Here is a 14,371-nt window from a genome sequence, read left to right on the forward strand (position 1 = left end):
CGCAGCCTCCCTGTTCGACAAGGACCAGGTCGCCGCGCTGATCCGGCGCGGCGAGATCCTCGCGGCCTACGATGTCGCCCACGCGGCGTTGGAGGCCGGCGAGACTTCGCGTGACATCGCCTATGCGGCGGTGCTGTGCCTGGCGCGGGCCGGAGCCTTGGACTTCGCCCGCGCCGAATATGTCCGCCTCGGCCTCGATGCCGAGGACGACCACCCCGACGCCATCGCCTTGGGAGGGCGGTTGCTGAAGGACGCCGCGCTGGCGTCCAGCGGTGCGCGCCGCACCGCCTTGGCCAAGGCCTCGACCCAACGCTACGAAACCCTGTTCCAGCGCTTTGGCGGCCTCTATGGCGCGATCAACGCGGCGACCATGACCCTGGTCGCGGGGGACGCCGAGGGCGCGCGCGCCAAGGCTTCGGCGGTGCTGGCGATCACCCCGCCCACGGGCCTGATCGGCGAGGCGGCCTATTACGAGAGCGCCAGCCGGGCCGAGGCCCTGTTCCTGACCGGCGATGTCGAAGCGGCCTGCGCCACCCTGGCCGGCGCGGTGGCCTTCGCGCCGCAAGCCTACGCCGCCCACGCCTCGACGTTGCGGCAGCTGGAAATGCTGTGCCGCATCACCGGCGTCGATCCGACCTGGCTGGCGCCGTACAGGCCGCCGGTCTGCGCCCATTTCACCGGCCACATCATCGACCCGACAGGCGAGGGGGCACTGTCCAGCGCCGCCGGCTGCGACCTGCGCCAACGCATCGACAAGCTCCTGGCCGAGCAGCGGGTCGGGTTCGGCTACGGCGGGCTGGCCGCCGGAGCGGATATCCTCTTCGCCGAAGCCCTGCTGGCGTCCGGCGCCGAGCTGCACGTCATCCTGCCCGTCAATCGCGCCTCGTTCGTCGAGGTCTCGGTCGCCCCGTTCGGCGGCGACTGGATCGCGCGGTTCGAGCGCTGCATGGGCCAGGCGACCTCGATCCGCTACGCGTCGCAGGACGCCTATCTCGGCGACGAGCAGGTCTTCGCCTATTCCAGCCAGTTCGCCATGGGCTGCGCGGTGCTGCGCGCCCAGACCCTGGCGACCGAGGCGATCCAGCTGGCGGTCTGGGATGGGCACGAGACCACGGGCCCCAGCGGCGTGGCCGCCGACCTGCGCTACTGGGCGGGCAGCGGACGCCGCCGCGCCATTATCGATGTCGAGCGGCCCCCGCCGGACACCTGGCGCAAGACCGCCGTCACCGACAGCACGCGGCGCGCCATGAAGGCCATGCTGTTCGCCGACGTGAAGGGCTTCGGCGCCCTGCGTGACGACCAGATCCCGGCCTTCGTCGAGGGCATGATGGGTCAGATGGCCCGGACCATCGAGGGCCTCGACGCCAGGCCCCTGCATGTCGAGACCTGGGGCGACGGTCTGTTCCTGGTGTTCGACCAACCGATCGACGCCGCCCTGGCCGCCCTGGCCCTGCTGGAGGCGCACCGGACGCTGGACCTGCGGGCGCTTGGCCTGCCGCGCGGCCTCGACCTGCGCATCAGCGGTCACTACGGGCCGGTGCACCTGCGGACCAATCCCCTGACCAAGGCGCCCGCCGTCATCGGCGCGCACGTCGTCGTAGCGGCGCGAATCGAGCCGGACGTCGCCCCGGGCTCAGCCTGCGTCAGCGAAGCCCTGGCTGGAGCCCTGGCGACCTTCCACGGCGACCGCGTTCGCTGCGGCTATGTGGGGCGCACCCAAGAGCGCAAGGGGTTTGCGGCGACCCCCATCTTCAGCCTGACGCGCGCCGCCTAGAGCGAAAAAGCCGCTTTGGCGCCAGGCGTGTGCAAATCCGCACATCGAAAATCGGCGTTTCTCTCCACGGTCCAGGTGTCGACCGCATCGGGCACGGTTCGGACGGCGAAAGTTCAGTCGATCTCCCCCAGGAGGCTCACTTGACCGACACCGTTTCCGAACGTCGCCAGGCCGCTGGTCGCGACAACCGACTCGGGCCCGACCGACCGCCTGGTCGGGTCCGCCCTTTCAAGAAGTCATTCCTCCCGGAGCGCGCCATCACGCGCACGCGCTCGGGACGCCAAGCCAGGAGTCGCGCCATGCTGTTCGACCAGGCCGTCGCCGCCGACGGTTCGCTTTCCACCGCCCCTTCGGTCGTCCCGGCCGACGACGCCGCCATCCGTCTGCTGCGCCACGTCCTGAAGGTCTGGGCGCGCGAGCAAGGCGTGACCGAGGCCGACATGCCGAGCCTGGTCGACGGGGTCCTGGACTTCGCCGCCGCCGCCGCCCTGGATGGCCGCTTCACGAAACGCGACGCTTAAGGCGTCACGTCGGGGCCCGGTCGCCCGCCTCCAACCGACGGCCGGGCCCTGAAATCCTCTGAACCCATCTCGGGAAGACGATCGTGCTGAACTTCATCGACGGTCCGAACCTCGACCTGGTCCTGGGGATCGTGCTGATCGGCCTTTTGGGCGTCACGGGCGTGCTCAGCATCCGTCTGGCCCGCGCCGAGACCCTCCTGGCCGAGACCAGCCGCAAGAGCGCCGAGATCGCCCTGGAACGGGACGGCGCGCTGGTCGAGCTCGTGCGCATCCACAGCGTCGTCGCCCAGCTGGAACAGCAGGTCGTCCACCAGGAGCAGCTACGCGCCGGTCTCGGCGAAGCGGGCCTGCGTCTGGTCGCCTCCACCACCGAACTCGAACGCTTCGAAGCCGCCGCCGAGGCGCACGAGGCCCGGATGAAGGCCTTGCTGGCGGCCGATCCGACCGCCGTCGAAAGCCGGTTCGAGACGGCCAGCCGCATGATCAACGACGCGCTGGGCGCGCGCCGGATCTAGCGTCTCTCGAAATCTCCGGCCTAGCTCGCGCGGCGCAGGAAACGGCCCGCGCGCTCTTGCGTGAGGCCGCCTTCCGACCAGGCCAGCACGCCATTGACGAACACATGCTCGACGCCCTGCGCGGGCTGGGTCGGCGCCTCATAGGTGGCGCGGTCCAGGATGGTGTCGGCGTCGAAGACGGTGATGTCGGCCTTCATGCCCACGGCCACGCGGCCGCGATCCTTCAGGCGGAAGGTCTCCGCCGCCAGACCCGTCATCTTGCGCACCGCCGCCTCCAGGCTCAGCAGCTGCAGATCGCGGGCGTAGTGGCCCAGCACGCGTGGGAAGGCGCCCCACAGGCGCGGATGCGGCAGCTGGTCATGCGGCAGGCCGTCGGAGCCGACCATGCAGCAGGCGTGGCTGAGGATCGCCCGCATGTCGCTCTCGGCCATCTGGAAGTAGCTGGCCCCGCCGGGTTGCAGGCGCTCGGCCGCTTCCGGCTGCGAGACGCCCCAGTCCTCGGCGATCGACTTCAGCGTCCGGCCGCCCATCTCGGGGTGAGGTTCGGACCAGTTGATCAGGATCTCGACCTCGCCGTCGGCCAGGTCGGGGCGGATGATCGTCGAGCCCGCCGTGTAGGGGTAGCAGTCCAGATAGACCGGTTGGCTCTGGCGGGTCTTGTCGATCAGGCCCAGGGTCTCGGCGGCGCGGCCCCAGTTGGCCAGGCCGGCGCACTTGTGGTGCGAAAGGATCAGGGCGGCGGGGCCGGTTTCGGCCTCGGCGCGGGCGACCGCGAAGGCCTCCTGCAGGGCGTCGATGATGCCTTCGCGCTCATCGCGGATGTGGGCCGTGTAGACGCCGTCGGCGGCGGCCACGGTGGCGGCCAGGCCTTGCAACTCCTCGACGTCGGCCGACCAGGCCGGCGCGTAGAAGACGCCGGAGCTCAGACCCACGGCGCCTTCGTCCAGGGCGTCCTGCAGCAGAGCGGCCATGCGGGCGCGTTCGTCGGCGTTGGCGGGCCGGTCCAGGTCTTCAAGGCACAGCACCCGCAGGGCCGAGTGGCCGACCAGGGCCGCGACGTTCACCCGAGGGACCGCCGCTTCCACCGCGCGGCGGTAGTCGGCGAAGGTGTCGTAGGCGAAGTCCTCGCGCGCGCCCAAGAGGTTGAAGGGCTCGGCCACGGCGTCGTCGAAGCGCAGCAGCGGCGCGGAGATCCCGCAGTTGCCGGCCACGACCGTGGTCACGCCCTGGCTGATCTTCGGCAGCATGTCCGGCTGGGTGATGCAGATCAGGTCGTCGTGGGTGTGAACGTCGATGAAACCCGGCGAGACCACCAGGCCGGTGACGTCGACGACCTGGCGAGCCTCGACCTCCAGCGCCTCACCGATGGCGACGATGGTGTCGCCCAGGATCGCCACGTCGGCGCGGGAGGCCGGCGCGCCGCCGCCGTCGATGACCAGGCCGCCCTTGAGGAGGATATCCGCGGAAAGGATGTCTTTGAGCATGTCGGGCGTCAGAAGAACGTCTTGAGGCCGCCCAGGACGGCATAGTCGTCGTCGACCTCCAGCAGCAGCGACCACTTGTCGAAGGTCGTGCACGGGTGGGAGATCTCGAAGCCCAGCAGGTCGCCGACCTGCAGGTCCGTGTCGGGCGGGACGGAAAGGAAGCCGTGCTGGTCGGCCAGCTTCTGGACGGTGACGTCGGGAGCGGCTTGCGGGGCGCTGTGCAGGCCCTCGCGGAACCACTTGCGAGCCATCGGCAGGTGGATGTCGAACGAGACGTCGCGCTTGCCCATCATGACCATGGCCAGGTCCGGCTGCGGGCGCGAGATGACCCGGGTCCAGACTTCCAGGGCCGGCTTCAGGCGCGGCGGTTCGCCAATGACGCTCCGGTCGTCCATGCGGGCCAGCAGTTCGCGATAGAAACCGCTGTCGTGGGTCACGTAGCAGCCACTGCGCAGCACGGGCACGGCGCCGGGCGCGCGGCCGGCCAGGGCGTGGGCCACGAGGTCGTAATAGGCCGAGCCGCCGGCGGTCAGGATGACCTCATCCGGATCGGCGAACAGGCCCTCGGCGCGCAGCTGCTCGTAGAACTCCAGCACGCCGCCCAGATAGGCGTCGACCTCGGTGGCGTCCTGCTTGGCGTGGTCGCTGAAGACCAGGCCCTCGTAGCCTTCGACGCCGTGCAGCTCGACGCGTGGCAGGACCTGGACCAGACGCGCCAGCGCCAGGCCCTCGCGGAGGCTGCGGACGCCGCAGCGGCCATCGGCCATGCCCAGTTCGATCAGCAGGCGGGCCGGCGGGGCGTCGCGGAACTTCAGGAAGACGTCCGAGATCGCCCGGGCGCCCTCGGCGCTGTCGATCAGGACGTAGCAGGGGCGATCGGGCGCGGCGGTGGTGAGTTGAGCAAGGCCCTCGATCTCGGCTCGACCGACCAGCTGGTTGGCCAAGATGAGGCGCGGCGCGCCCATGTCGTGGCACAGCTTCAGCTGGGTCATGGTCGCGACCGTCAGCCCCCAGGCGCCGCCGTCGAGCTGACGGGTCAGGAGCTGCGGGCACATGGTGGTCTTGGCGTGGGGGGCGAGCTTCGCGCCGGCCTTGTCGACATAGGCCTGCATGACCGCGAGGTTGTTCTCCAGCGCCGAGCGCTTGAGCACCGCCGCCGGGACCGGAACGTCGCCGGCCAGCAGGTTCAGCCCGGCCTTGGCCAGGTCGCCCACCGTCCGGATCGAGCCGTCCAGCGGGATCGCCTTGGTCCCCGGCGCCAGTTCCAGCGTGTCGATGTCGCCTATGTCGATCTTCGGCAGCCCCACGTGTCGTCCCCTTAGGCTTGCGGCTTCAGGGCGATGACTTCGATCTCGACCTTGGCGTCGATCATCAGCGGCGATTGCACGCAGGCGCGGGCCGGGAAGCCTTCGCCGAAGTAGCTGGCATAGACGCGGTTGAAGGCGTGGAAGTCGCGGGCGTCGTCCAGCCAGATATTGGCTTTCACGACGTCCTTCAGCGTGCAGCCGGTCTTTTCCAGGATGGCGACGACGTTCTGGATGGTCTTGTGGGTCTGCGGAACGATGCCGCCTTCGACCACGAAACCGTTCTCGTCCATGGCCACCTGGCCCGACACGAACACGAAGCCGTTGGCGACCGTGGCCTGGCAGAAGGGCAGGGTCTGGCCGCCGGTTCCGGTGGCTTGAGCCCCGATGCGTTCAATCGACAAAACTTCCTCCTGGCTTCTCGGTGAAGCGCTGTTGGACCTGAAAAGGCCATCGCGGATGTAGTGGTGTCAACGAAAATGTAGTGAAACATTCATTTTGGCTGTCATCAGGCCGTCAAACGCGATTGCGAGGCGACATCGTTGTCACTATCTGTTGCCCCGCGACTGAAAACCAGCCGAAGATGGGCCCCGGGGCGACAGGGGCCGCACCGCCGATTCACGGGCTTCAAAAGCCTTGTCCGGCGGGGTTTGGCGAACTTGCGAGAGGGGACCAGAGGATGAGCCAGCAGGCTGACGGCGGCGACATCCTTCCGCGCCTCGAGACCTTGATGGAATCGATGACGCGATCGGACCTCAAGATCGCCAAGCTGATCCTGAAGTCGCCCAACGAGTTCGTCCGCTCCAGCGTCCGGTCCGTGGCCACGGACCTCGGCCTCAGCGAGCCGACCGTGCTGCGCTTCTGCCGCACCGTCGGGTGCGAGGGCTTCAAGGACCTGAAGTTCCGCCTGATCCAGGAACTGGCCCTGGCCCAGGCCATGACCGACCAGCGCGAGCGGGCCACGCGTCCGGCGGCGCCGTCGCGCCGTGACGACCAGGCCGCGCGCAACCTGGCGGCCGGCGACAGCGAGGTCGGCGACCGCGTCTTTGACACCATCATCGAGGCCCTGAGCCGCACCCGCGACACCCTGGTCGAAAAGGACCTGCTGGCCGCCGCCGCCGCCATCGCGCGGGCCGGGCGGGTGGTGATCTACGGCATCGGCGGCAGCTCGGCGGCCCTGGCGACCGAGATCCACAACCGCCTGTTCCGCCTGGACGTGCCGGCCATGGTGTTCACCGACGGCTACGCCCAGCGCATGTCGGCGGCGATCCTGTCGGAAGGCGACGTGGCGCTGTTCCTGTCCTCGACCGGCCGCCCGCGCGAGCTGCAGGAGAGCATGGAGCTGGCCAAGTACTACAAGGCCGTCTGCATCGCGATCACCGACGGCGAGTCGCCGCTGGGCCGCGACGCCGACATCTGCCTGCACGTGGGCCTGGCCGCCTCGGGCGTCGAGGAGTTCCAGCCCAACCCGATGCGCTTCGCCCAGCTGTTCGTCATCGACCGCCTGGCCTATGCCGTGGCCGTGGCCCTGGGCGAGCGGGCGCACCTGATGCTGCGCCGGGCGCGCGGGAGCGTGGCGTGGCTGCACGGTATCGCGCCGCGGCAGCCGATCGGGGACTAGCGGGCCGCTGCGCCGATGCGTTGACCGGGGCCTTGCCGCCCGCCTACGGTCGCGGCTCCAACGCTCCCAAACGACGGCGACGCATGATTATCGAACCCAAGATTCGCGGCTTCATCTGCACGACGGCGCATCCGGACGGCTGCGCCCGAAGCGTTCGCGATCAGATCGCCTATGTCCAGGCGCGCGGCCCGATTCCGGACAGCCCCAAGCGGGTCGCCATCCTGGGATGCTCGACCGGCTATGGCCTGGCCAGCCGCATCGTGGCGACCTTCGCGGGCGGCGCGGAGACCATCGGCGTGTCGCTGGAGCGCGCGCCGTCCGAGACCAAGCCGGGCAGCGCCGGCTGGTACAACAACCGCGCGTTCGAAATCGAGGCCGAGAAGGCTGGACGCTCGACCGCGACGCTGGAGGGCGACGCCTTTTCGGATGCCCTGAAGGCCTCGTTCATCGAAGAGGTGAAGGCCCGGTTCGGGCAGCTCGACCTGCTGGTCTACAGCCTGGCCTCGCCGGTGCGCACGCACCCGGACAGCGGACACACCTATCGTTCGGCGATCAAGCCAGTCGGCGCGCCGGTCACCGTCAAGACGCTCAACACCGACAGCGGCGAGGTCTACGAGGCCACCATCGCGCCCGCCACGGAAGACGAGGCGGCGGCGACCGTCGCGGTCATGGGCGGCGAGGACTGGGCGCGCTGGATCGAGCAGTTGCGTGAGGCGGACGTCCTGGCCCCGGGCTTCCGGACCCTCAACTACACCTACATCGGCAGCGACCTGACTTGGCCGATCTACTGGCATGGCACGTTGGGCCTGGCCAAGGCCGACCTGGATCGCCGGGCCGCGGAGATCCGGGCGCGACTGGGCGAGGAGGCGGCCAGGGTGGTCGCCCTGAAGGCCGTCGTAACCCAGGCCAGTTCCGCGATCCCCGTGGTGCCGCTCTACGGCACGGTGCTGTTCAAGGTGATGAAGGAGCTGGGCCTGCATGAGGGCTGCATCGAGCAGATCGATCGCCTGTTCCGCACGCGCCTGGAGCCCGGCGCGGCGGTCGATGGCGAACAGCGCCTCAGGCTCGACGACTGGGAGCTGTCCCCGGAGGTCCAGGCCGAGGTCGTCCGTCGCTGGCCGTTGCTGACGACGGAGACCTTGGCCGAACTGGCGGACCTACCCGAGTACAAGACCCAGTTCCTCCGCCTGTTCGGGTTCGGCCTGGAGGGCGTGGACTATTCGCGCGACGTCGACCCGCGGGTCGTCTCGTAGGCGACGTCAGCGCGTGGGCGTCAGGGTCACCGAATCCAGCGCCCACAGCATCTCCTGCTTGGGTCGGTTGAAGGTCAGGCAGAGGTCCTTCACGCCGGCCGTGGCGGGGATCTTCGCCGACACTTCCGATAGCCCGGCCTTGCCGGCCGCCGCCGCGTCGATGGGGATCAGCGCCAGGGCCTGGCCTTCGCACACGGGGCCGTTGGTCTCGCGCTTGCGCACGACCAGTTCGCCGTAGGGGCTGGTCGTCGGCTTGTCGAAGTGGACGATCCGGCGGCCGCCGGCCAGCTGGAAGTTGAACGGCGCCTGGCCGATCCGCGCCGTCAGGGTCGCGCCCTGGGCGACGTCGGCGTCCGCCCAGACCCAGCAGGGACGGTAGTTGCCGATCATGAACACCGGCCGTTTGCCCTCGCGTGGGAAGTCGGCCTCCAGGCGGATCGGCACGGTCTCGCCGCAGAACTTCAGGCGCGCGCTGACGCGGGTGTTGAGGGCGTGGGTCGAGACGTCGATGTCGCGCACCGCACCCAACGGGTGGCCGTTCAGGAAGGTGCGGGCCTTCAGCTTCGCGCCGTCCGCCAGGGTCAGGGGCGCGGCGTAGAGGGGCGACGAAACGGTCGGGATCTTGCCGCTGGTGGCGTAGCGGATCTCGCCCACCTCCAGCGCCGAGGCCAGGGCGACGCCGATCCCGTCGCCCTGCTTCGAGAGCGTCGCCTCGGGTTCGAACGGCACGCCGTCATGGGCCACGCCCAGGCTGTCGAGTTGCCCCAGCAGCACCGGCAGGCCGTTGCTGTAGCGCGTCCAGTCGCGGCGATCGCGCGCCGTCCAGCCCAGCTCGGCCACGGCGGTCAGGCGCGGGAAGGCCATGGTCTCGACCCGCCTGGCGTCGCGCTGGTGCTCGGTGAAGCTGTTGCCCTGGACGCCCAGGACGTGACGCGCCTGCTCCTCGGTCAGGCCCTCGGCGGTGGCGTCGAAGGTGTAGACGCCCTTCAGCGTCGAAAGCTCGCTGCGGCCGGGCGGTTCGTGGGCCGAGAGGCTCTGACGGCTGTCCAGATAGAGCTGCGGTTGCGGCGTCAGGATGGCGTCGTGGCCGTGGCGGGCGGCCTCGGCGGCGCGATCGACGCCGCGCCAGGCCATGACGATCGAGCGCGGGTCGGCGTCGCCCTCCAGGATCTCGTCCCAGCCGATGATCCGCTTGCCCTGCTTGGCCAGATGCTTGGCGACGCGGGCGATGAACCAGCTTTGCAGCTTGTCCTCGTCGGCCAGGCCCAGGTCCTTGATCCTGGCCTGGATCTTCGGGCTGGCCTGCCACTGGTTCTTGATCGCCTCGTCGCCGCCGATGTGGACATACGGGGCGGGGAAGATGGTCGCCATCTCGTCCAGCACCGTCTCGAGGAAGGCGAAGGTGGCGTCATTCACATTGTAGAGGTTGGCGTAGACGCCCCAGTCCGACATGCCCGAGGTCGGGACCTCGCGGGTCACGCCCAGCTCCGGATAGGCGGTGATCGCCGCGGTGGCGTGGCCGGGCAGCTCGACCTCGGGCACGACCATGATGTTGCGGGCAGCGGCGTAGGCGACGATCTCGCGCGCCTGGTCTTGCGTGTAGAAGCCGCCATAGGGCTCGTACTGGGCCGGGACGGGGCGGTAGGCGTCCGCGCCCTTGGGCGTGCGCCAGGCGCCGACGCTGGTCAGTTTCGGATAGGCCTTGATCTCCAGCCGCCAGCCCTGGTCGTCGGTCAGGTGCCAGTGCAGGACGTTCAGCTTGTAGGCGGCCATGGCGTCGATCAGGCGCTTGACCTCGTCGACGCTCTGGAAGTGGCGGGCGCTGTCCAGCATGAAGCCGCGCCAGGCGTAGCGGGGCTGGTCCTTGATGCTGACGGCGGGCAGGGCGGGGCCATTGGTGGCCAGCTGCCAGACGGTGACCGCGCCATAGAACAGACCCTTGCGGTTGCCGGCGGCGATCTCGACGCCCGTGGCGCCGACCTTGACCTCGTAGTGCTCACCCGTGCTGGCCGAGCGCTTCAGGACGATCGCGCCGGTTGGGACGGGGCCGCCCTCGACGATCGTCAGGCGCGGCTTGCCGGCGCGGACCAGCATGTCGCTCAACTGCAGCGCCACGCTCCGGGCCTCGGCGTCGCCGGAGGGGACGTGGATGCGGGTCTTGGCCGTCAGGCGGAACTGGCCGGCCTGGGACGCGATCTCGGCGGGCCACGGGACCAGGGCCGGCGTCGAGGACGCCAGGGCCGGGGAAGCCAGGCACGAGGCCGCCGCCAGGCTCAGCAGGAGGGCCTTCAGGGGGCTGGAAGCCGTCATGTGGTGGGTCCTCCCGACACTATTCGCAATCATGTTTGTTAGTGTGACTACATCGAGCGCTCAGGCAGGTCGAGAGGGGCGCGGACATTTGCCTCTGACGTGACGGAAACCTGAGTCTTGGGGAAAATTGCTGAAAAACACTGAAAAATAAGGCTGTTAACGTGTGGGACCGGTAGCAACGACTTAGGGGGGTGAGGGCGCTGGCGGGGCCGGGCGCCGGGTTTCTAGGCGCCATGTCTTCTCTTTGAAAAGCATGAGGAAAAGCCAGTTCAGCGCCTCGAAATCGGGCATGGCTTTTATGAACGCTACACAAATGAATGTTTTGTGATTGACGTTCTTTCAGGGCTGTGGCTATCCTCATCGTGTTCTGATCGAGCTTCCCGGAGCAGATGATCGCGGACGTACTGAAGGTACGTTCAGGCGTCGCGCTGGTTATCCTGAGTAGAGCGAAGAAACGGCGCACCCGCGCTGATAATAAAAACAATCTAGTGCTATGCAGTCGGCGTCCCGAAAGAGGGCGCAGGGGATAAGTCTTCTCAGCACGGGGGCAGGAATTTTGTTCAAGCTAAATCGCCGTATCTATGCCGGCTCGGCCTCGGCTCTGGCGCTGTTGTCCTGGGGGGCAATGGCCAACGCACAACAGGCCGCGCCAGCGGCCAGCGATGAAACGGTCATCACGGAAGTGGTCGTCACCGGTTCGCGCATCAATTCGCGGGGCTTCACCCAGCCGACGCCGACCACGACGGTCACGTCGGAGGACCTGGAGAAGGTCTCGCAGCCCAACGTCTTCCAGGCGATCACCCAGATGCCGGCTCTGCAGGGCAGCACCGGCCGGACGGTCGGCGCCAACGGCACCAGCTCGGGTCAGCAAGGCCTCAGCTCGCTCAGCCTGCGCGGCCTGGGCGCCACGCGCACCCTGACCCTGCTGGACGGCCAGCGCGTTACGCCGGCCAACGTCAACGGCGTGACCGACGTCAGCCAGTTCCCGCAACTGTTGATCAAGCAGGTCGACGTGGTCACCGGCGGCGCCTCGGCCTCATACGGCTCGGACGCCATCGGCGGCGTGGTCAACTTCGTCACCGACAAGACCTTCGAGGGCTTCAAGGCCCGTCTGGAAGGCGGCGAGAGCAAGTATCACGACAACGACACGGTCGTGGCCCAGGTGGCGCTCGGCAAGGCGTTCCTGAACGACCGCCTGCACGTCGTCGCCAGCGGCGAGTTCAGCCGCGAAGCCGGCGTCCTGGCGGGCGGCTTCGGCCTCAAGCAGGCCGGCGGCCGCGATTGGTTCACGGCGCCCGCCATCCAGGTGCGCCCGCTGACCTCGACCACCGACGGCCTGCCGCAGTACCGCGTCATCAACTACGCCCAGCAGATCCAGTACGCCCAGTACGGCCTGATCACGAGTGGTCCGCTGCAAGGCATCGCCTTCGGTCCGGGCGGCCAGCCGCGCCAGTTCCAGTACGGCTCGAACGGCGTCGCCACCGGCACGGGCGCCGTGACCAACTGCTTCAGCCCGTTCTGCGTGGGCGGCGACCAGTCGGCCGGCATCGGCGCCTCGCCGACCCTGGCCGCGCGCATCAAGCGCAAGGTCGCCTACACGCGGGTCGGCTATAAGGTCGGCGATGACGACGAAGTCTATCTGACGGCCAACTTCGCCCAGGTCTTCTCGCTCAACCAGCCGAACATCGGCGCCGAGCGGACGGGCCTGACGGTCCAGTGCGACAACGCGTTCCTGGTGGCCGCGATCAAGGCCGCCTGCGCCGCGAACAACATCACCAACTTCGCGTTCGGCACCAGCAACGGCGGGTTCGGCCCGATCGACGTCAACATCAAGCGCGAACAGAAGCGCTTCGTGCTGGGCTTCACCGGTTCGCACAACCTGTTCGGCACGGACTGGAAGTACGACGCCTACTACGCCTACGGCATGAACAACGTCCGCCTGGACGTGGACAACATCACGGTCACGCCGCGCTACAACGCCGCCATCGACGCCATCGACGCCATCGCCGGCCCGAACGGCACGATCATCTGCCGTGACCCGGTCGCCCGCGCTAACGGCTGCGTGCCTCTGAACGTCTTCGGCCAGGTGACGCTCGACCCGGCGGCCGTGAACTATGTCATGCCCAAGAACGGCCCGCGTCAGCGCTCCAAGCTGATCGAGTCCGTGGCCAGCTTCAACGTCAGCGGCGAGCCCTTCTCGCTGCCGGCGGGCCCGGTGGCCATCGCCGCCGGTGTCGAGTGGCGTGAGCAGGACTATAAGACCCTCGGCGACCCCTACGGCGACGGCATCTGGGCCGAGAACCCCTATACCGACGACTATCCGGCCGATCCGCTGGTCCGTCAGGTCGGCAACAACTGGTACGCCGGCAACTACCACAGCGGCGCGGGCTACTACCACGTGACCGAAGGCTACTTGGAAGCCAACGTTCCGCTGTTCAAGTCGGACGCCTTGGGCGAGGGCAACATCAACGGCGCGGTGCGCCAGACCAAGTACTCGACCGCCGGCAATGTCACGACCTGGAAGATCGGCGGCGTTTGGAAGACCCCGTTCGAGGGCCTGCGCTTCCGCGCCGTGACCTCGCGCGACATCCGCGCCCCGAACCTGGGCGAGATCGCCGCGCCGCCGGTCGTGGTCAACGCGACCGTCCTCTACAAGGGCACGGCCGTGAACGTGCTGCAGGAGACCGTCGGCAACCGCAACCTGCGGCCCGAAATCGCCCGCAACACCGAGATCGGCGTGGTCCTGACCGAGCCGAAGTTCCTGCCGGGCTTCAGCTTCTCGGCCGACTACTTCCAGATCAAGATCGACGAGGCGATCGGTTCGCTGGGCGCTCAGGACCTGGTCGACCTCTGCGTCGCCGGGAACCAGGAGATCTGCGGCGCGATGCTGCTGACCAGCACGGTCCCGAACACCAACTACGTCCGGGTCCAGGCCTTCAACGTCGCCACCTTGAGCAACAAGGGCTTCGACCTCGAGGCCGTGTACCGCAAGAACCTCGAAGACTGGGGTTTGCCGGGTACGCTGTCGCTACGCGCCCTGGCCACCCACATGATCAACTTCAAGACCAACTCGGGCGTCCTGGGCACGATTACCGTGGACAGCGCCGGCGTGAACACGGGCAGCACCCCGGACTGGAAGGCGACGTTCAGCCAGACCTGGTCGACCGACAAGCTCAGCTTGTCCCTGTACCAGCGCTGGTTCAGCGACGGCGTCTACAATAACGAGTGGATCCAGTGCACCAGCGGCTGCCCGGTCTCGACCGTGGCCAATCGCACGATCGACAAGAACAAGATGAAGGGCGCGACCTATGTCGACGTCGGCGGGTCGTACGAGGTGAGCGCCAACGCCACCGCGTATTTCAAGGTCGACAACCTGTTCGACAAGGATCCGGCCCCCGCGCCGGCGACCGGTGTCAGCCCCGGCGTGGCCCCGCTCCTCTATGACACCATCGGCCGGATGTACCGCGCCGGCGTGCGTCTGAGGTTCTAGCCCCCTACCAGGCGCGCCGCGACCACCGGCGCGCCTGACCCGACCGCCACTACCTCCCCGGTGGCGCGGTCGGCGAGAGCCTCTCCGACGGTCCTTCCC

General features: G+C 68.6%; 10 protein-coding genes. 6 read left to right on the forward strand and 4 right to left on the reverse strand.

Annotated features, from left to right (window positions below):
• Window positions 1-10 precede the first annotated feature (10 nt).
• The 3 genes from AC07NN_RS11740 (at window position 11) to AC07NN_RS11750 (ending at window position 2,810) form a co-directional block, all read left to right on the forward strand.
• On the forward strand, window positions 11-1,774 hold the full coding sequence (locus AC07NN_RS11740; protein ID WP_494641901.1) for a tetratricopeptide repeat-containing protein: 1,764 nt from the start codon (window positions 11-13) through the stop codon (window positions 1,772-1,774).
• A gap of 299 nt (window positions 1,775-2,073) precedes the next feature.
• Window positions 2,074-2,295, forward strand: a complete 222-nt coding sequence (locus tag AC07NN_RS11745) for a hypothetical protein (protein WP_494640868.1) — start codon at window positions 2,074-2,076, stop codon at window positions 2,293-2,295.
• An 83-nt stretch (window positions 2,296-2,378) separates the two neighbouring features.
• Window positions 2,379-2,810: a hypothetical protein gene (locus AC07NN_RS11750; protein ID WP_494640870.1), complete on the forward strand. Its 432-nt coding sequence runs from the start codon at window positions 2,379-2,381 to the stop codon at window positions 2,808-2,810.
• A gap of 20 nt (window positions 2,811-2,830) precedes the next feature.
• Here AC07NN_RS11750 and AC07NN_RS11755 read toward each other — a convergent pair whose 3' ends face one another.
• Genes AC07NN_RS11755 through AC07NN_RS11765 form a run of 3 tightly spaced genes read right to left on the reverse strand, consistent with a single transcriptional unit; the run spans window position 2,831 to window position 6,002 of the window.
• Window positions 2,831-4,294: an N-acyl-D-amino-acid deacylase family protein gene (locus tag AC07NN_RS11755; RefSeq protein ID WP_494640872.1), complete on the reverse strand. Its 1,464-nt coding sequence runs from the start codon at window positions 4,292-4,294 to the stop codon at window positions 2,831-2,833.
• Between the two features lie 8 nt (window positions 4,295-4,302).
• A complete protein-coding gene (locus AC07NN_RS11760; protein WP_494640874.1) occupies window positions 4,303-5,601 on the reverse strand; it encodes a type III PLP-dependent enzyme domain-containing protein in 1,299 nt (432 codons plus the stop codon).
• Window positions 5,602-5,612: 11 nt separating this feature from the next.
• A complete protein-coding gene (locus AC07NN_RS11765) occupies window positions 5,613-6,002 on the reverse strand; it encodes a RidA family protein (protein ID WP_494640876.1) in 390 nt (129 codons plus the stop codon).
• Window positions 6,003-6,277: 275 nt separating this feature from the next.
• On the opposite strand from AC07NN_RS11765, the gene AC07NN_RS11770 reads away from it, so the two are divergent.
• Both AC07NN_RS11770 and fabV read left to right on the forward strand, forming a co-directional pair.
• A complete protein-coding gene (locus AC07NN_RS11770) occupies window positions 6,278-7,219 on the forward strand; it encodes a MurR/RpiR family transcriptional regulator (RefSeq protein ID WP_494640878.1) in 942 nt (313 codons plus the stop codon).
• 83 nt (window positions 7,220-7,302) lie between these two features.
• Entirely contained in the window at window positions 7,303-8,472 is a 1,170-nt protein-coding gene (fabV, locus tag AC07NN_RS11775) for an enoyl-ACP reductase FabV (protein ID WP_494640880.1), read from the forward strand.
• A 6-nt stretch (window positions 8,473-8,478) separates the two neighbouring features.
• Here the strand turns inward: fabV and AC07NN_RS11780 are convergent, their stop codons facing one another.
• On the reverse strand, window positions 8,479-10,782 hold the full coding sequence (locus AC07NN_RS11780; protein WP_494640882.1) for a beta-N-acetylhexosaminidase: 2,304 nt from the start codon (window positions 10,780-10,782) through the stop codon (window positions 8,479-8,481).
• Window positions 10,783-11,407: 625 nt separating this feature from the next.
• Between AC07NN_RS11780 and AC07NN_RS11785 the strand changes: the two genes are divergently transcribed.
• Window positions 11,408-14,272: a TonB-dependent receptor domain-containing protein gene (locus tag AC07NN_RS11785; RefSeq protein ID WP_494640884.1), complete on the forward strand. Its 2,865-nt coding sequence runs from the start codon at window positions 11,408-11,410 to the stop codon at window positions 14,270-14,272.
• Window positions 14,273-14,371 lie beyond the last annotated feature (99 nt).

The sequence above is a fragment of the Caulobacter sp. GW821-FHT09H08 genome (assembly GCF_059415885.1).

What these genes read in the sequence shown, in the direction of transcription:
- AC07NN_RS11745 (WP_494640868.1), top strand. Translation starts at nt 2,074, where the DNA reads ATGCTGTTCGACCAGGCCGTCGCCGCCGACGGTTCGCTTTCCACCGCC.
- AC07NN_RS11755 (WP_494640872.1), bottom strand. Translation starts at nt 4,294, where the DNA reads ATGCTCAAAGACATCCTTTCCGCGGATATCCTCCTCAAGGGCGGCCTG.
- AC07NN_RS11770 (WP_494640878.1), top strand. Translation starts at nt 6,278, where the DNA reads ATGAGCCAGCAGGCTGACGGCGGCGACATCCTTCCGCGCCTCGAGACC.
- fabV (WP_494640880.1), top strand. Translation starts at nt 7,303, where the DNA reads ATGATTATCGAACCCAAGATTCGCGGCTTCATCTGCACGACGGCGCAT.
- AC07NN_RS11780 (WP_494640882.1), bottom strand. Translation starts at nt 10,782, where the DNA reads ATGACGGCTTCCAGCCCCCTGAAGGCCCTCCTGCTGAGCCTGGCGGCG.
- AC07NN_RS11785 (WP_494640884.1), top strand. Translation starts at nt 11,408, where the DNA reads ATGGCCAACGCACAACAGGCCGCGCCAGCGGCCAGCGATGAAACGGTC.